This is a genomic window from Snodgrassella sp. W8124, from assembly GCF_016100875.1.
Lineage (GTDB): Bacteria > Pseudomonadota > Gammaproteobacteria > Burkholderiales > Neisseriaceae > Snodgrassella > Snodgrassella alvi.
The window spans coordinates 64,969-84,017 of sequence record NZ_JACFRP010000001.1 but is presented as its reverse complement, the minus strand read 5'-3'; the positions used below and the strand labels follow the sequence as shown (position 1 = coordinate 84,017).

The 19,049-nt window shown below is 40.6% G+C and carries 15 protein-coding genes and 1 pseudogene; 1 reads left to right on the top strand and 15 read right to left on the bottom strand.

What is annotated here, in order from left to right; all coding sequences use genetic code 11:
• Positions 1 to 776 precede the first annotated feature (776 nt).
• From H3U73_RS00365 to H3U73_RS00330, 8 genes are all read right to left on the bottom strand, one after another.
• Positions 777 to 1,196 (bottom strand): hypothetical protein, encoded by a 420-nt coding sequence (locus H3U73_RS00365; protein ID WP_084549822.1) that lies wholly within the window; start codon positions 1,194 to 1,196, stop codon positions 777 to 779.
• Between the two features lie 44 nt (positions 1,197 to 1,240).
• Complete coding sequence (locus H3U73_RS00360) at positions 1,241 to 1,402, bottom strand: hypothetical protein (protein ID WP_172397377.1); 162 nt, start codon at positions 1,400 to 1,402, stop codon at positions 1,241 to 1,243.
• Between the two features lie 45 nt (positions 1,403 to 1,447).
• Positions 1,448 to 1,678 carry a hypothetical protein gene (locus H3U73_RS00355; RefSeq protein ID WP_078474256.1) on the bottom strand — a complete coding sequence of 77 codons (231 nt, stop codon included), beginning with the start codon at positions 1,676 to 1,678 and terminating at the stop codon, positions 1,448 to 1,450.
• Between the two features lie 51 nt (positions 1,679 to 1,729).
• On the bottom strand, positions 1,730 to 2,113 hold the full coding sequence (locus tag H3U73_RS00350) for a hypothetical protein (protein ID WP_084549824.1): 384 nt from the start codon (positions 2,111 to 2,113) through the stop codon (positions 1,730 to 1,732).
• A gap of 302 nt (positions 2,114 to 2,415) precedes the next feature.
• Entirely contained in the window at positions 2,416 to 2,679 is a 264-nt protein-coding gene (locus H3U73_RS00345) for a hypothetical protein (RefSeq protein WP_198186786.1), read from the bottom strand.
• On the bottom strand, positions 2,679 to 2,894 hold the full coding sequence (locus H3U73_RS00340; RefSeq protein ID WP_198189775.1) for a hypothetical protein: 216 nt from the start codon (positions 2,892 to 2,894) through the stop codon (positions 2,679 to 2,681). Before H3U73_RS00340 ends, H3U73_RS00345 begins: the two co-directional genes overlap by 1 nt.
• A gap of 245 nt (positions 2,895 to 3,139) precedes the next feature.
• On the bottom strand, positions 3,140 to 3,556 hold the full coding sequence (locus H3U73_RS00335) for a hypothetical protein (protein ID WP_084549827.1): 417 nt from the start codon (positions 3,554 to 3,556) through the stop codon (positions 3,140 to 3,142).
• Position 3,557: 1 nt separating this feature from the next.
• Positions 3,558 to 3,848, bottom strand: coding sequence for a hypothetical protein (locus tag H3U73_RS00330; RefSeq protein ID WP_084549829.1), 291 nt, complete (start codon positions 3,846 to 3,848; stop codon positions 3,558 to 3,560).
• 640 nt (positions 3,849 to 4,488) lie between these two features.
• Here H3U73_RS00330 and H3U73_RS10795 point away from each other — a divergent pair.
• Positions 4,489 to 4,647 (top strand): annotated as a pseudogene (locus H3U73_RS10795) (SymE family type I addiction module toxin); the annotation flags it as partial.
• Positions 4,648 to 4,691: 44 nt separating this feature from the next.
• On the opposite strand, the gene H3U73_RS00320 reads toward H3U73_RS10795, so the two are convergent.
• From H3U73_RS00320 to H3U73_RS00290, 7 genes are all read right to left on the bottom strand, one after another.
• On the bottom strand, positions 4,692 to 5,174 hold the full coding sequence (locus H3U73_RS00320) for a hypothetical protein (protein ID WP_034884800.1): 483 nt from the start codon (positions 5,172 to 5,174) through the stop codon (positions 4,692 to 4,694).
• 12 nt (positions 5,175 to 5,186) lie between these two features.
• Entirely contained in the window at positions 5,187 to 13,628 is an 8,442-nt protein-coding gene (locus H3U73_RS00315) for a hemagglutinin repeat-containing protein (protein WP_198189773.1), read from the bottom strand.
• Positions 13,629 to 13,693: 65 nt separating this feature from the next.
• Positions 13,694 to 15,466: a ShlB/FhaC/HecB family hemolysin secretion/activation protein gene (locus H3U73_RS00310; RefSeq protein ID WP_172397378.1), complete on the bottom strand. Its 1,773-nt coding sequence runs from the start codon at positions 15,464 to 15,466 to the stop codon at positions 13,694 to 13,696.
• 489 nt (positions 15,467 to 15,955) lie between these two features.
• Positions 15,956 to 16,555, bottom strand: a complete 600-nt coding sequence (locus H3U73_RS00305; RefSeq protein WP_084550066.1) for a nitroreductase family protein — start codon at positions 16,553 to 16,555, stop codon at positions 15,956 to 15,958.
• Between the two features lie 341 nt (positions 16,556 to 16,896).
• Complete coding sequence (locus H3U73_RS00300; RefSeq protein ID WP_084550068.1) at positions 16,897 to 17,199, bottom strand: AzlD family protein; 303 nt, start codon at positions 17,197 to 17,199, stop codon at positions 16,897 to 16,899.
• On the bottom strand, positions 17,192 to 17,899 hold the full coding sequence (locus H3U73_RS00295; RefSeq protein WP_370570137.1) for an AzlC family ABC transporter permease: 708 nt from the start codon (positions 17,897 to 17,899) through the stop codon (positions 17,192 to 17,194). The genes H3U73_RS00300 and H3U73_RS00295 overlap by 8 nt, the downstream gene beginning before the upstream one ends.
• A 487-nt stretch (positions 17,900 to 18,386) precedes the next feature.
• Positions 18,387 to 19,040 (bottom strand): YiiX/YebB-like N1pC/P60 family cysteine hydrolase, encoded by a 654-nt coding sequence (locus H3U73_RS00290; RefSeq protein ID WP_198189771.1) that lies wholly within the window; start codon positions 19,038 to 19,040, stop codon positions 18,387 to 18,389.
• Between the last annotated feature and the right edge of the window lie 9 nt (positions 19,041 to 19,049).

The following is a 19,049-nucleotide window of genomic DNA, read 5'->3' as shown; positions in this document are numbered from 1 at the left end:
TTTTCTGGCTTCAGGTCAGATATTCAAAAATTAGAATTAAATTATTGTTTTAAAAAATATTAAATATAAATTTAATTTAATTAACAATTTTTGTTGTAAATTTGGTTTATTTTCCTTAAATTAAATATATTTAATCAATTTTAAAATAAATATAAATTAGATACTCAAATAAATACATTAGATAATCTTTCACTTTTCAGTTAGAAATTCTCAAATTTTTCTCATATTTTAATTAATATGATTAATCATAATATTAATCTTAAATGATTAATTCTTAACTTAATCAATGGTGCCAATTTCATAAAATTTATCAGGTGAGTATTTTTTCTTAGTCATAATTTCACTTCAATATGATTTATTTTTTATAATACATGCTTTCACTAAAAATACCAATTAATAGAAAATACCGTTTCTATAATTATTTTTATCTGTATTATTATGATAATGTCACATTAAGATATAAATATGGGGCTGATATTATCAGGCTAGCAACACTTACATGACTCTTTTACCTTTTGCTCTTAGCTCTTCATCATGTTTTTTTCTGCATTGCAGCACAGGTTCCCCATATGATAGTAGTCCATCATTCAGTTTTGCTATAAGAAACCTTATTCTGTGAAAATCTGATTTCATCAGGATTTATTACGGTCATTCCTTTTCCAGCAAGACCGACCGATTATCTGACTTGCTATGCATATCTGGAAAATAATAAAAGCTCTCCGTTGCTTAGGCGGGAAGCTTCATTACTCATCTACCGGATAAAGCTCTTTAATATATTATTCAACAAAAGGCTTTAACTCCTCCACAGGATAGATTTCTTTTCTCTGTACTAGATAAGCATCGTCATAAATTACTCTGGCTTCAAGAATCTTAGCTAGTATGTAAGTAACCAATACTGAAAATTTTCGGTTTTTCTCTCCACGATAGATTACTCCTGACATAATTGGTAAATCAGCTTCTGACTCATCTCTAACTTCTGGTTCAAAGTAAGAAAAATTACTCCAGCATACATTATCGTTACTATGATCCTGAATAATTATAAAACCATGAGATAAATCTAAATCACTATTATTTAAAACCCCAATAGAAATCATTCTTGTATCAATTAATAGCTCTTTCAGATTACTAACTAATCCTTTAACTATTTTATCGAAAGAGGAAGTTTCTTTAATTGGAAACATGATTTCATTAGTCATTATTTACTTCCGCCTTTTGATATTGAGCTGCCAGTTACATTTAACTAACCATCTTGAGTTTTAATATAAATATTACTTACAGTACCTTCTTTTGTAATATTGCATACAGGTGATCCTGGTTTAAAATGATTAATTATTTCATTCATACTCACACCTGTTTTAGAAGCATCTATATATAAATCACCTTTATATCCTTGCTTGGCCATATCCTTAGCACCATCAGTAATGTTTCGTCGGACCGCATGAATGCTTTACCCTTGAACTTCTTTCAATTGAACAGGAACCCCATCAAGCCAACCATCAATACTAGGATTGTTTGCTTTTTCTGCTCCTTTAAAAGTACCACCTTTATATTTCACCATATCTGATGTTTGTTGATATTCATGTGGCTCAAGTGCATTTTTAATAACGGAACCTTGTTTATCTGGTAGTAAAGCGGATAACTCAGAAGCAGCATTTCCAGCTTGTCCCGCTCCACTCATCCTCTTTCCAGCGATAAAAATAATCCCCACTAATTAGGCGGGGATTATTGATCACCACCATTTTGGATACGCTATAAAAGCATTTAATATATTATCCCTCTCGTCTAAATCGATCCTTTCGTAGCCTTCAGATTTAGATATATTTTCATTAATGTCTTTTTTAAGAGAAATCCAACACATCTTATTCTTTTTAATGTCTATTTCTAGTTTGAAATTATCATTCATATCCTTAAATACTGCGAATTTAGATAATTGTAGGTCTTTAATGAAAGAATCAAAAACATTACATTCAAACCAAGCTTCTGACACATTTTTTAGCTCGAAACCACTTTTTTCAATATCAATCGAAATATACAATTTTAATGAAGGCCAATGCTCATCTATTTCAATTGTGTCTATAGAAATTTTTATTGGATTATTAATTAAGATATCCATTAGTGCGCTCTCATATATCGTACATGGGTAATTGTTGGTAACTCACCTCTGATCTAGGTGGTTTAAACTCCAATTGACACCCATTGACAGTAACTCTATCATTATAAGGAATATTATTTTTAGTAGCGTTATTTACAGCTGACTGAAAACTTCTTAACTGTTCTTGGCTTGTTAATTTTACAGACTCTGGAGTAAGCTCATAATCATAACAATAGAGTAGGGTAAATTATTTACTCAACTTGCTATATAAGTCTAAAAGATAATAATTAGAATCTCTAATAGTTAGGTAGGAATTATTTTTATTATGATATTTTAGTCATTATATTTTTGATAATAGGTTCAACAGATTGTTCTAGCTTTTCACTATCTATCGTATAACGATTTAATTCAATTTGATTTTCTGCATCAAATAGCAATTCTCTTAACCATTTTTCTTCTAATGCCAATATCTGATGCTCAGCTTCATAAATACTAGATTGTATTTCATCCAAACTAATTTTTTTATTTAAATAAGAATTACATTTTTTTTTAAGATTATTAATAACATCAGGATATATCCAATTCATCACTTTTCACTCCTTCTTAGAATGGTCACTACAATTTTACTATTCCTTTCGGTAACAACACCTACACCACCACTCCAATATACAGTCCTTTTTACACCATTAACCATTGAACTGGTTTTTGTTCCATTTTGTATAGTGTGCTCTACAATATTAGGAGAAATGTTACAACCAGCTCCAACTGTACCGGCAGGGAACCCTAACCATGATGGTTCCATCCTATCAACTGCATGTTGTGAATATAATCTGTTTCCAATCGACGCATATTGCTTACCGTAAATAGTCTTTTTGGGGTAGTTTTGCCAAAAATTCCATTCAGAGAATTACCATTCATTCCCTTTCCTGCTTTACTACCGGTCAGTTAGTCATCATTGATTTACAGCCGGGGCTGTTGATTATCAGGATTGAGAGACTGAGATAAGAGGTAAAACAAAATCCCCACGGGTAAGGTGGGGATTATTCATTAATAGATGGTTTCACACTGTATGCTAGACAGTTTTATATTTCTCAAAAAAGCACTCATTTTTTTTAGATACCAATTAAAATCTGGAATATCTTCCCCAGATAAATACTGACGATTTATTGACAGTGACATAGATAAATAGTTAGGGTAAATTAATAAATTACCTCCTGATTCATTATCATAAACCATCACTATACCGACTTTATCCATAATATTATGAGAGTTTATAAACTCGTCTAAATTGAACAGATTCATGTCTGTATTCAACCAATCATAATCTTCGATATCATTTGACGATAGATAAGTAACTATATTTTGATAATAAATATTCCAGCCACTATTTATCAGGCACTTTAATATCTCTTTAGGAGAATATTCTTGTGCAAAATTTATATCTATGCTGACTTGCACTCCCATATTAATATTCCTTAAACGTTATGTTCTTTGGTGTTAACCAGTCTTTAATATACTGAGGGATAGGTGTGTTTGAATGCACTTCAAAAGACACACCATTTTGCTTGGTAATACTCGCATGAGATCCCACATCAGATTTGAATTTTTCAAATCCTTTACTACCTGTCTGAGCATGATCTTGCCAATAGCGTCCTGATTTAGCTTCATACCAGATTGAATTATTTGGGCCATAAGCGCCATCAAACTCTCGTCCCTGATTTTTAAAGCTACCTTTACCACCTAAAGTTTGATGCAAATAATTTTCAAAATCCTTACCAATAAATCCTTGTGCACTTGTCGTCCCCTTTCCAGTATTAGTGTTGCTCTACATCCATCGCCCGACTGTTTCAGTTTTTCCCTATATGCATCAGGTGGTTGCAACACCTTTTTCCTTAGTTCACTATTCTATCGTATTTTTTTACCCCGACATGCTTTTTTCGCCGTTTTGCAACTCGCTTTGAGGGATTTTTCGATAACGCGTCCGTGACTCGCAGCTTGTCTGTGAGTCACGGACGCGTTGACCGGGAGCGCGAACCGGGTCAAGGTTCGCAAGTGATGATTTAGCGGGGAGCCCCTTTTAAGGGGCGGATGAACAGGCAGATAGCGAGCACGGTAAGGAGCAAGAAACAACGTGACTGCAGCCCGCGCACAGCGTTGGATGACTGAGGGTTGTGCGGGGTAAAGCTTTTTAGCGAAGGCCTACGGCCGACCTGCCTTACTGGTGTTGACCTTGGAGCCGCAGGGATGCGGCGATGGCGGCAGGGATGTGGATGACTGCTGCCAACAGCAGAGCGAGCTTGCGAGCTGTGCGCCACTCCGCGCTAAGGTGCCGATTGTGGGGGCGCAAGACATAATGTGGATTATACGAACACGAGCCGCCCACTGAGCGGTTTTACACCGTAGGTTACACGTCTAACGGCGGGTTCAGCAACCCCAGACCGCAACTGACCATCAAGGGGCGCTGGCTGGAGCAGATAGGCTTTTATGTTGGTTGTACAGTTATCATTAAAGTTAAGCAAAATAAACTTATTATTAAACTAACAAGCAAGTTTTAAAAAACAATAAAAGATCCTCACACAAATTAGGTGGGGATTGATACTTATTCAACGGGCTCTAATGAAACAGCCATTTCTAATACTATATCTAAGTAAGCTTTTTCGCCATTATGATTTCGCCGTTTCAGTTCATCATATGCGTAAATAATTTCAACTTTAGCCCCTTTTTGAAAAAGCTTTTTATCCTTGTAATTAATATAGTTATAAATGCTTTCTTCAACTTCGGAACCATCATCTAATAGTAAACTAAAAGCATTATCTACAGAAGAAGGATCTTGACCTGCCACATAGGTTCTAGTTATTACTCCCGACACGTGCAGTAAAGGCATTTTTCCTTGTTTAATACTATTCCACCATTCTTTAGAACCAAAAAGGCCATTTGTACCTTTTAAACCCATATTTGGTCTCGACTTATCGAGCGTGAGTGACTGTGTCATTACAATTTGCTCAGGATTATCTTTTAACTCTTCAGATAAAAGATAAACTAATTTCATAGGAACTTTTGAATTTTCTAACTTTAATAACATATTTCTTACCTTTTATTTTACTTTTTCAAAATGGACAATATTTTTATTAAAAATCTCTATGCCTTTACCTTGCCCAAGTTGGGTTGTCATTTGCCCTCCTTCCACTTTGAATCGAGTATTCGTATTCATCCATTTTCCTGTTTGAGTAGACATATTAGGGAATTGTGTACTTGCTGGTTTGTTTGCTGAAATCCCAATTTTTTCAAGCTGAGAAAACGTCCCTGGTTTAACTACTATTTTAACCGTAATGCCGTTATACTTTGATGAATATTTTAATACTGGTGAAACAGAAGTTTCAGTCGTTGCTGGCATTATACCTGTTCGCTCAAATTGCTTAAACTGTTCTGGTGACATAGTTCTATAAACAATTTCATTTCCATAAGCATCATATTGTTGTACTGGACTAAGTGGATTTTTAGATTGAGTTACTGGCACTCCAATCCCTTCCCTTGCAACCTGTGTAGGTCCCGCCGTTCCCTTTCCGGCTTTTGCTTTAGAACCCTGCTTTTGCATCATTACAGAATATCTATTTTTTATCAAACCTATTTCGTCATTGGTTAGTCTCCTTCCTTTTTTCATGCTCAGTGCACGTATAACTGTTTCAACACTAACTCCTGAGTTGAGTAATGTATCAACTTGCTGTTGCATTATACTAACTGACCCTATGTAGCTCCCAGCAATTTGATATTGGAATACTCTTATGGCTATCTGTTCGTCAGAAGCTCCAGAGCGTTTCATTTTTTTGACTAGATTTAACATTGTAATTTGGTTGAAATCTGCATTGCCAATTACGCTCGCTGGTATCCATTCATTTGCATTTAAATCAAATATGCGTGAACCAAACCTACGCTGACTTTCTCCAGCCCCCCTCATCATTTTATTAGCATAGCTTGTCAATAATATTTTGGATTCTTCTTCTGTTATTTGTTCTGTCATATACAAATTCAATATGATTTTATTTGCTTCATCAGAGGCCTTTAAATATTCTTTTTCAACCTGAATCCTGCACTGATCTGTTTTGCATGCATCATATTTTCTTTGATAATCATCCGCACTTTGTACACCTGCTTTTTTCAGTTTTTCATTTAATATTTTTTCCTGAGTGTTAAGTTTACTTTCCCCCTTACTGTTACGAAGTGCATTATTATCAACCGCCGTATGCCCGGCCTGATTCCCCTGTGCCACATCAGCCATACTGCCGCCTACTGCCGCTCCTGTTGCTGCTCCAGCCAACCCTATGATTGATGAAACCGTGGCTTTTTCATCTGCAGTTAAATCTTTTGATTCCTTGCCATACAGCCATTTCGATACTACCGGCGCCAGAGCTTCTGTTCCTGCCGCAGCCAGTCCGCCAGCCAGTGCATTATTTCCTCCTGCTGCCGCTACTGCTGCTCCTACTACTGCGTGCGCCACCAGATGCGCAGTGCTGCCTTCTGCATCTTTTCCTTTAAAGTACTGCCCTATCTGATATGAAACTATCGGGCTGGCTGTGGCTGCCACTATCCCTCCTATGCTGTTAGTCGGTGCGGACAGACCTGCTCCTATCACATTTAACAGTAATCCGCCTGCATTCCACTGCGACAGTTCTTTTTCATATTTTTCACGTTCTTCCGGACTCAGTGCTGTATTTTTCAGTTTTTCTTTGAGGGCATCTTTTTTACTGTTTATTATGGCAGAGGCTGTCTGCATGTTATCGCTGAATTCCTGACTGATTTCACGCTGTAAATCCAGCTCTTTCTGTACCTTATCTTTATCAAAGTTATTATGCAGATATCCGGCCTTATCAGCATAATCTTCGCTGCTGATATCAGTATGGATGGCTGCTATGGTTTCTGCTACGGTTTTGCCGGTTTTCTGCTGCTGCACTACTTCATCAGTGATGATGATATTGCCGGTATTAATACCACTGTGGGTAATACTACTGGTATGACCACTGTCACTACCATAGCCAACCGTTCCTTTGACGTTGCTGACACTCTCGCCTGTTTGGTTGTTTATGCTGGAATTATCCCAGCCTCCGTGATAGTTACCACTGGCACCTATTCCAATACTGCTGCCACTGTAATCGCTGTGATTTTTGATGTCACTGCTGGTAAGACTGCCGGTAACCAGGCTGTTTTTACCTGCTGCTTCTGCGGCACTGGCAGAGGTGATGATGGCTCCTTTCAGATCTGTATTGCCTTTGATTTTAATCTGATAGCCGTCATCTCCGGCTATGATGCCGCTTTGTTCGGTTACTCCGGCATAATCGGCTTTGATTTTGCTCTTGCTGTAGCTGGCGGATCCCGATGCACCGTAGCCTACAGTGACCTGTCCGCTGATATTCTCCTGTTTACTGTCATATTTTGCTTTGTCCTGCAGGCTGGCTATGTTCAGCTCGGCTGCATCTATACTCACGCCTTTACCGATTACCTGTGCACCTATGATGTTGGTAGCACCGCCACTGCTGAGGCTGGTACTGCCGCTACTACTGCCAACATGGCTGTTCCGGTAGCTGGTTTCGTCTCCGTTACCATGGCCTTTACCCAGATTGCCCCCGGCTGTAACACCCAGAGATGTGCCACCAGAGCCATAGCTGATAGCCACTCCGGCATTCCAACCGCTGGATTTATTACTGCTGCGCTCGCTGTGGCTTTGTTCGGCTGCAAGCAGGTTAATTTCGTTATCTGCCTGTAAATGGGTGCCTTTGCTGCCTGCCACATCTGATCCGATGATGTTGATATTAGAATCTTTGCCTGCGCCCGTTGCCAGTAAATTGACTGTTCCGCCGGCATTAATCTGACTGGCAGAGGCCACGGTATCTTTTGTGTGATTTTCACTGCGACTCTTCTGCTGACCGATGGTTATGCTGACACTGACATTTTGGTCTGCTGATTGATCGCTGCCAAGTTTATTCAAAGCTTCGCCTGCTTTGTAGGTATCCATACCGGCATTGAAGGCAGCCATGGCATTGACGCGGTCATTTTTACTTTTACCTACGCGGTTAATGGCAGTATTCGCAGTCTGGATGGCATTCACCACAGGTACGTTGACAGCAACGGTGAGTCCGCTCTTTTCAAAAGTATGAATATTGTCTCGGTTATGTTTATCTTGCGCAGCTGCAATATTTATATCTTTAGCCGCTATGGTTACATTGCCTGCAGGTGTGCTCACGCTGCTGCCGGTCTGGTTGTAGTGATTATCCGCAATGATAACGGTATCTCCGTACAGGCTGCCGATGCTGCTGCCGCTGTGAACAAGAGATTTACTGGTGGTATCGTCAGTTTCTTTCTGTTTACCGATAGTGAAGCCGATACCGCCGCTGCCCATCAGACCGGATTTAGTATCTTTGTGATACTGACGATCAGCATAATGATTTTCTGCTGCGCTGATGCTGATATTGTTACCCGCCTGCATAATGGTACCGAAATCAGAGATGACGTTACTACCGCGGATATTAATATCTTTATCGCTGCTGATGTTGATTAAAGCTCCGGTAATATTACTGGATACAGCTTCATCATGGTCGGCCTGATACTGATCAAGACTGGTTTTTTTCGACAACAGACCGCTGGATTTAATATATGTAGAATGATCCATCTCAGTTTGCTGGCGTCCTTCGCTGATATTAACGCCGTTTTTACCATAAAGGTTGATATTACCCTGAAGGCTGTTGATATCACCCTGCCTGATATTGAGTTGCTCTCCGGAAAGTATGTTAATGTCGCCGATGGCATTGATGCTGGTACCGGTTTCATTCTGATAACGGTTTATCCAGTGATTTTTATCGCTGCGGCTGCCTGAAGCCATATTGGTTGTAGTGGTCACTGTATTAAGATCGATACTGCCCTCTCCAGAGCTAAGCTGAGTAATGCCATTCTCAGCTGTATTGGTAATGCCGGCACCGTGACTGGTAATACCGTGTATACCGGCCACACTAAGAATACTGTCTTTTTCACCAGTGACATATAATCCGGCGGTGCGGTCAATAATGGTGCCGCCATTATGTTCATCTCCATAGCTGACGGTAGTGCTGCTGAGGTTGATTTTATCGGCTTTCAGACTAAGCAGATCTTTACCTGTGGCCACTCCGCCATTAAAGTCGATGTTCTCTTTGGCAGTGAGACCAACTTTACTGCCGCTGATAGTACCGCTGTTGCTGATATTCTGTGCACCGATACTGGTAATATTCTGACCGGCTATGGTGCCCTGATTATTTATATTACCGCTATTTTGCAGGTTAATATTGCGGGCACTGATGAGACTGCCGTTGTCATTGACATCTCCGCTGTGAACCATCAGGTACACTTTGGGTACAAGTACTGTCTGCTGGCTGCCATCTGCCAGAGTGACGGTCTGGCTGACCATCCACACGATGTTACTAGTCAGTTGTGCCATTTGCTCAGGGCTCAGGTCTATTCCCGGTGTCAGGTTAAATTTCTGTGCATATGCGATACCGGCATTCATCAGTGCTTTATATTGCTCTTCATTATTGCTGTAACCTTCGAGATAACGGTAACCGGTCAGTTTAGCTATCTGCTCGTTAATCAGCCGCTGTTCATAGTAGCCGTCACCAAGCCGTTTTTGCATATTCTCGGGATTCTGCCCCAGAGCGCTGAGCATATAATCACTGCCCAGCCATTTTCTCATGTTGGTAAAGGCCGGATCGGTTTCTACCAGATAGCCGCTATTGTCCGGACTGATATGATAAAGGCTGTTGTTAGGCAGTTTGGTAGTGTAATCACTGAGGGTCTGTATGTTCTGGTTGTGACTGTTTAACTGTGTCTGTGCTTTATCTTGCTGCTGTAGCTGGTTATTGTTTTGAACCTGCTCTGCATGTGCCTGATTGGTTCCTGTGCTGGTGTGTTGCTGCACTACACTGACCGGAGTCTCAAATTCATGGCTGCTGATGATAGTTTTGTTATACGAGGTTTCTCCATTCGTTTCAATTTTTCCCTTTGACGTGATTGAGTTCACATACTTATAGCCACCCTCTATTCCATGCTCTTCTACTCGCTGCCGGCCTTTGGTTTCTTTGTTCTCCAGATTCAGATTATCTGTACTCTGCAAGGTGCCACCAACGATAATATGGCTGTTGTCATTCAGCCAGTGTTCACCACTGACGGTCAAATCTCCGCCTATAATAATTTCTCCGGGCTGAGTTTCAGTTACTTTCTGTTTATAAATATCACGCTTGAAATCCCACCAGTGCAGTTTTGATACTGAATATTTTTTCCATACTTTCTTGCTTTTATCATTAAAGGTAAAACTGATTTTTTTTCTTTCTTCTTTATATTTACCGTCTACACCATCTACCCAGATTTCAGGGTTACCTTTCTCCTGATACTGATGAATTTTCTTACTGCTCTCCAGATATTCTTCTACGCTAAAGTGGTTATTTTGATTTTTCAATTGTTTAACTGCAATATTGCCATTACCCTGCGCTTCTATCCGTGCACTGCTGTTAATGAGACTGTCTGCCATACCACTGGCCTGATGCTGCTCATTCAGAATGCCTCCGATAGCAATATCACCTTCGCTGGATAACAGAGCATGCTCTTGATTTATGATATTGGAAGCACCAATATCCAGACGGTTTCTGGCTGCTACCACTGCCGCTTTGGTTTCGGTACCAATGTTTTCTTCCTGATTAAACAAGTTATGAGTACCGATAGCCACATGATTACCATAAATACGGCCGGCACCGATGTTGTTGATGTTGCTGCCCGACTGTATCAGTGTAGTACCGTTACTATTGAGCAGACCGCGATTAGTAATGCTGTCAGCTGCGTTCAGTTCGGTATGGCTGTTGCTCTGAATAATCCCATTGGTCTGGTTACTGATGTTTGCCGCTTTGATAATTACGCTATTGCCGCCGGTTACGGTATGGCTATTACTGATATTTCCCTGACTGCTGATACTCAGGTTATGACCGGCACTCAGATCTGTATCAATGCTGAAATCATCAATCAGTGCAATATCTGCATCATTCCCGGCAGCAATAGTACTTTGGTTGTTGAGATTTTTGGCATGCAGACTAAGATTCTGTCCGGCAATAATCCGGCCATTATCGCTATTATCCACATGGAGATTATTGCCACTGTTATCAGTGCCGTTACCGCTAATTGATATGTCTTTAAGAGCGCTTATCTGCCCCTGCTGATTAACGAGAGACTGGTTAATTACGGCATCGATTTTTTCATTGGCACGTATAGCGCCTTGTTTGTTATTCAGATTATTACTGCTAATCCGGATGGATTCTGCATCTATTGAACCCTGCTGATTGTTTAATTCGCTACTGTATATATCTGCCTGTTTACCGGCACTGATTTTACCATTGCTGTTTTCTATGCTTTTAGCATAAATAGTCAGCTGACCATTACTGCCAATTTGTCCGTCACGATTATCTGCCTGATTTTGTATCTTCAGTTGCTGATCAGCTATGCTGCGGACAGCACCCTGCCGGTTATTCAGATTTGCTGCATCTATCCTCAGGCTGTTACTGTCTATCGCTCCGCTGCTGTTGTTCAGACTGTCTGTTTCCAGCTCTGTCTGACCGCCGCTCCACAACTGCCCGGCATTGCTGTTATCAATGTAGCTGCTGCTATTAAGCTGCAATTTGTTCTGGGCTGCTATTACGCCGCTATTGCTGTTATTTGTTTCTGCGCTGTTAATTTCTATCTGTCCGGCTGACTGGATACGACCATGGCGGTTATCCAGTACTTTTCCTGCGTACTGTAACTGCTCGCTGCCGCTGATTTCACCCTGCCGGTTATCCAGCCGGTCAGTTTTGATTTGTGCCTGTCTGACAATCAGTTTGCCCTGAGTATTATCCAGCAAATCTCCGCTTACCTGAAGGTGATTCAGATGCAGATTAGCATGGTTACTCAATCCGTTATGAGCATTAAGATCGATGCCGCCGTTACCTGTAATCTGCCCGTTATCATTGATAATTTCCTGCCGGCTGATGATTTGTCCGGCTGCAAACTGTTTAGGCTGGCTGAGCGCAGGTTTGGTCTGACCTGTTGCTGTTGCACTGCTTGGCGGATTGGTATTACTGTCTGACGGTTCTCCGGTGTTAGCCGGTTTGTCAGGGGCTGGTTCTGTGCTGCTTTCTGCTGGTGCATAGCCAATCAGACCGTTGTTTTCGTTGCTTAGTTTATCTGTTTCCAGACTCAACGCCTGCAAACCGCTCTGGATAATTTTGCCGTTACGGTTATGAAGGCTGTCACTGATGATGTCCAGACGGCCGCCGTTGATTTCTCCCTGATTATCCAGTTGTTGCCGGTTACGGATATTCAGTTCGTCAGCACTGGTAATTAAACCACTGTTGTCCAGCTGCCGGCTCTGTAATTGCAGTTTACCCAGGCTGGAGACAGTACCGCTGTTGCTGATACTGTCAGCTTTGATGGCGGCTGCGGCACTATCTGCGCCGACACTGCTCTTATCAGCAGCAACGATGCTGCCGCTGTTACTCAGTTTGCCATCGGCACTAATCTGTACGCCACCTGCCCCGGCAAATATCTGACCGGCATTATTAATGCCGACACCTTTGTCGTTGCTGACGAGTGTGATTTTACCTGCGTACATACCGGCCAGTTTGCTACTGTCTATGGCTACCCGGTTCTGGGCTGAGTTCTCAGCCGGATAGCTGGGCGTAATTGCTCCCTGCGAAGTAATATCGTTGCTGCCGGCAATAATATTGAGATTATTTGCCCAGATGCCGGCATTGATTTGAGCAGCTTTGGTCAGGATATTGGTGTAATCACTACCCCGGCTATCCAGCCCCTGTCCGTTGATGCTGATATTGCCTTCACGTACCTGAAAACCATCCAGACTACCATTATTGAGTATGGGTTTGCCGGTAGTCAGTGTTACACCGGCAGCATTAATAAAGCCGCCTCCGTTAACATTGATTCCGGCGGGGTTTGCCATGATAACTTCGGCACGTTTACCGGCTACTTCGATGTAGCCGTTAATCCGGCTGGGATTGCTGCTATTAATCTGGTTAACGATGACTCTGGCTTCGCCTCTGGCCAGCCAGGGATTGCCCTGTACCCAACCAGCCTGCTGTGTCTGAATGCTTTTTCGGCTATTGTTGAGAATAGCACCTTTTTGATTTACATCCAGCTGCCGGTACTGATTGACGGACACGCCGCCTTTACTTGGAGTCTGAATATTTATCTGTGGTACACCATTGGCAGTTTGTAATATGGTGGGCTGCTGATTCTTAGGTGCAGATGTATCTGCGTGAATGTCGGCCGCTATGGCTCCGTTACCGGTCAGTACGCATAAGCCCAGTCCTAACAGGATAGAGCCGGTGATTAATGGCAGTTTGGCCAGCAGGCTGCCGGTAATGCTGTTACTGCTGCTGCGGTCGGCTGTGCTTTTACCTTCGCGAGTGGTGTTTTCTGCTACGGCTACCAGCATGCCTCTTTTTTTATTGAATATGATTTTATAACGGTTTTTATTCATGATTGATCCTCTTAAATCTGGCTTTATATCTTTAATTCATAGCCATTTTTTGTTTCTTTAACAATTTACATTGAATAATTAAGACTGAAGCCTACATTGGTTCTGTCCGTACGGAAGTATTGCGGTTTGTATATTGGTTTACCGGCAAAGATGTCGTAATACCATTGTCCGCCGGCTTTGATTTGTCCTTTAAAGCCGATAACTGCTCCAGCCAGTGTTTTTCCCAGCTGCATTTCAGTTGACGGCCCGGAAACGTGGCCGACATCAAGTCCGAGATATACCTGATGGCGGCCTTTGTATTGCCAGTTCAGGTTATTATTCCAATACCAGCCGCGCTCACCCATCAAGGTAACTTCGCCATCAAAACCACGCACGGTGTAACGGCCGCCAATGGAAAGCTGATCCTGGGTAATTAATGGTGTTTTGTTCCACTGTCCGTGAAAGGAGCTGTCATAGCTTAACTGCTGATTACCCAGCGTGAACGGCCACAATAAACCGGCATCTACGGTAATGATTTTCATGCGTGAAGTACCTTCACCAAATTCTTCTTCAGGTGCACGCAAACTGTTATCCGCGCCAGTACCACGCTTGTAGCCCAGCCCCAGATTGACGACGGCATTACCGATATATTCCTGATGATTCAGATTGACAGCCCAGCCTGCAGTATGACGCTGCTGAACTTCAATTTCGGCATCGTTAATAAAATTATGCGATTCGCGTTTCCATACCTTAGCGGTAACATCGATTTTGCGATGGCTGTTGCGGTAAAGCATACGGGTTAAACCCAGATCGGTATTGTCACTGTTACCACTGTAATCATAGTTTTCGTTATAACCTGCTATTGCCTGATGATAGCGGTAATGATTGCGGTTAAAGGCAATCTGCCAGTTACCGAAAGGAACTGAGTAATGCAGGGCATAGCCGTGTGTACCACTGCCGGTACGATTGCCATCACTGTCAAAATAGCTGTCTTTGCTACCCAGATCATGATTGTAGTTGATGTAGAATAAATCACTTAATCCAAGAGGATTATCTACCGATAGAGTGACACCTCCCTGATAACGTCCGGTTGAATGACTGCCGGAATCGTCTATATTGAAACTTAAACGCATTGGCACGGTACGCTGTGACCAGCTTATTACTATATCACTCTGATTGGGCTCGTCTGCCGGCACAATCTGAATATCGGCTTCAGCAGTCGGAACTCGGCGAAGGTTTTCAAGCCCTTGCTCCAATGCACGTAAATTCAGAATATCACCAGCCCTGACCGGAAATTCATTCTGAATATGGCGAATACGACCAACATGTTTGGAAGCAGAATCATCCAGATTATAACGAATAGCATGAACCCGTCCGGCAATAACACTCAGCTGTAGCTGCCCGCTATTAATATCTTGCGGACTGGCCAGAATACGGGTAGTGGTATAGCCACGTTCTATAACGGCATTTTGTGCCAGAGTCATAATCTGATTTATCGCTTTTCCGCCGAGACACATACCGGGCGTAAACTGACTCTGACGAAGAGCTTTTTTCAGGGCAAACTGAAAATGACCTGCATCTTCTCCGACCAGACGGATGTCCTGGATAGCAAAACAGGGAGTTTCATCTGTTATCAGTTTACCTGTTCCAGACAGATTTTCTTCCGCAGGCTGCAAATGTACGTTTACATCAGGCTGCATTTGCTGCCGGAATTGCTGCTGACGCTGCTGCTCGCGTATAATCTGCTGCTGTTGTTTCTTATCTATCTGTTCAGCCGCTTCGTTCATTGATGCAGCATTGGCTTGTAACAGACTTATCCCTAATAGATTTAACAATAAAACTGGGTTTTTTATACGCATTTATGCTTAATGAATGTTAATAATAGTTAATTTTAACGTTATTTAAAGTTAATTACAACTTTAGATATTCTAATATCATTTACATAAATATACTTAATAACTTTAGTAGTAACAGTATTTTTTATAGAAACTTGCATTAAATCGATATTAAATATTATATAAATATATGTTTTAAAATAATTTTTTTAAGTTAATTAAAATTAATGAATTATATAAAAGTTTTCAGATATAAAATTTATATCAAAATACAGTATTAGCTTTTTTTATGTTTAAATTTATATTTAATTATCAATATTAAATTAATTTATTTAAAATCTTAAAATTTTATTTTTTAATTATAATAAAAAAGCAATATTAGTTCTTATTGTTCAAAAGGGCTAAAATTATCATTCCAAAGCGGAAAATCGATAAAAATCTGACCGGATCAGAGATATTCTGATCCGGCCGGCAGCATTTCAGAATTCATTTTATGCAGATATCTTATCTGATTCAGTAAAATACTTTAAATCGTTCCGTATCATCAATAAAGCTTTTTTCAGGGAAAGGTGCTTCATTGGAACCAAAAGGCATCATGGCACGCAGCTTCCAGCTTTCCGGTATCTGCCATTCTTTAGCAGCTGCCGCATCCGGCAAAGGGTTATAGTGTTGCAGGCTGGCGCCGATGCCGGCATTCGCCAGAGCAGACCAGACTGCAAACTGGGCAATACCGCTTCCCTGTTCCGACCAGACAGGAAACTGCTCAGCATAGTTGGGATATTGCTGTTGCAGGCTGGCGATGATTTGCTGATCTTCATAAAATAATATGGTACCGATACCAGCCGCAAAACTCTTAATTTTGGCTTCTGTGGAGTCAAATTTGTCTGCAGGTACTCTGATACGCAATTCATTCATGACAATATGCCAGAATTTTTCACTTTGCTGACCAAACAGGATTACAGCACGTGAACTTTGCGAATTAAAAGCTGACGGAGACAGTTTAATGGCTTCTTCTATTAAAGCAGTTATTTCTTCCTGTGCCTGAGTAATATTCCTGCCGAGTGCATACTGGGTACGACGTTTTTCAATGGCTTCTATTAATGTATTATTCATGTTCTTTCCTTTATCATTATGCAATTAAATTAATAAATTAACTCCAACATACATTTATATACTAGCGGAAAAATTTACATCTACCCAGCCCTGTTTATCAGTACAAAAATTATTCATTTAAGATACTAATAAATTTTATTTTCTTAAAAAACAGAACATAACAAGCAAAATAAATCGGAATTGATGATAATTGCGCCGGTTTGAAGTCGTTGTTACACAGCATTTCCTTACAGGAATTGATTTTTTATTTCCATGAAATGCCAGATTTGCGCAATCAAACAGACTGTTTTTTATATATTTTTAGAAATTATTACTGTTATTGGGTCAGGAATATGCGGTATTTAGCTGAGCAGATAGTGACGCAGAAAAGCCGTAATAGCGATACTGAACACCACTGTTGGTAACAGTGAAAATCGCCACGCCAGTAATATTGTGATGATAACGGCAAAAAGATTAGCCGGATTGGTTGTGGCAAAGGCAGGAGCGATTACAGCAATCAGAACACAGCCGGGGATGGATTCAAGAACTTTAGTCAGGCGCGGACTAAGCTCACGATTGCGTAATAACAGATAACCACTGATTCGGGTGATGTAAGTAACTACCGCCATGGACAGAATAGTGAGTAAAGCTGATAAATCAATCATATGCTGCCATGATAAAAGCTACAGTTAAGCCGGATATTGTACCCAGTAATACATACCATGCACCAGGCAGAAAAAGATAGCCGGCAATCGCCGCCAGCAGGCTCACCAGCCATGGAACAGCTGCAGTAAAACCTTTCCACATTCCTTTGAGTAAAACCAGAAACACTGCCACAAAGGCCATATCAAAACCGTAATGAGTAACATCGCCAATAACCGGTCCGATAAGTGCACCCACAGTTGTGAATCCGACCCAGACGACATACAGACCTATGCCGGCACCAAGATAAAAATAATAGCTGAATTTCTGCTTTGGTGAGTTTTTCGCATCAGTAAATGCCAGTGCCCAGCTTTCGTCACACATTAAAAACAGCGCAGATAATACTTTTCGTCTGGGCAGATCTTTTAGATAAGGTGTCAGTGCCGCACTCATCAGAATATGGCGACTGTTTACCAGTAGTGTCATTAAAGCAATTAAGATTAAATGCGGGGGTGAAGTCCACAAATTAACCGCTACAAATTCGGAACCACCGGCAAAGTTTACCGCAGTAAGCAGTGAAATTTCACCGGTACGCATTCCTTTTTGAATTGCCTGCGCACCTAACACCAATGAAAACGGAATAAAACTCAGCATAACCGGCAAAGCGGTAATCAACCCTCTTTTAAATTCCTGTCCTGATTGTAATACGGCAGACGATGACACTGTTTAGTGCTTTCAGGTGTAAATTGAGTGTTGTGTATTATAAAGAGGATATTTACACAACGTAAACATAAAATACCAATATAGATAATGAAATAGAGCTTAAGCGGGTGAACTCGGTACAAAATAAATAATTTTATGCGCTAATAATAATCTACTTCTGAATTTTTTATGCAAGTTAATTACAATTGGATTATTTTATCTATTCGCTTTTCTATTCTATTAATAGTATGATGCTGAATTGATATATAAATTTCTTTCTTTAAAAATACATTTGTCATTTTACTAATCATAAATATAAGACAGCTAACTCGGTATAAAATTTTTTGATGCTATTAGTTTTCATTATTCAGGAATAGTACGGATATCTGTATTAATCCGTTTATCTGGCTCATAATTGGTGATTGGTTAAATTGGTATGTGCCGGATAACGTTTAGTTTCTATAATGAAACAGACCAGCATAATTAATGCCGGTCTGTTGGTTAATGACTAATAATAATGAACAATATCAATTAAATCAGAGCGGGACATATCACCCGGATTATTTCCGGGCTGACCTTCAGGTATCGGAATACCCATTTTCTGGAAATGCTTTACCCAGTAATCAGGAAATTCTCCAGTATCTTTAGACTTAAAGGTCATTGCGCGTAAAGGGAATACTTCCTGCCCGTTATTGGCTTCCTTGAATATCTGATAAATCAGCTCAGAACAGTAATACTGATCGTTATTGATATCAAAGGCATCATCGTATTTTTTACCTACTTTTTGCTGTGCATAAATCAGAGCAGAAGGAATCAGTGCCTGATAAGGTGCTTTCAATCTGCCCACTACTGCTCGCGGCTGACATTTTTTTTTGGGATGCAGATATGTTTTCAGTGATGTGATACGGACTTCAGGAGTGGTGGCTTCAATAACAAAATACTGATTTGGGTTTTTCTGCCAGACAATTCCAACATGAGTAAAATTGTATCCGGCCAGACCACTGGTAGCAGCCTTAATGGCACTATTCATACCGCCGTCACAATTTTCCAGAAAAATAAGATCACCATTTTGTGGTTTAAAGGATTTTTGGGCATAGACATTCAGGCTGAAAAATAAACTGCACACCAGAGCCAGCAATAAACGGATAGTTTTTTTATTCATGTACAAACC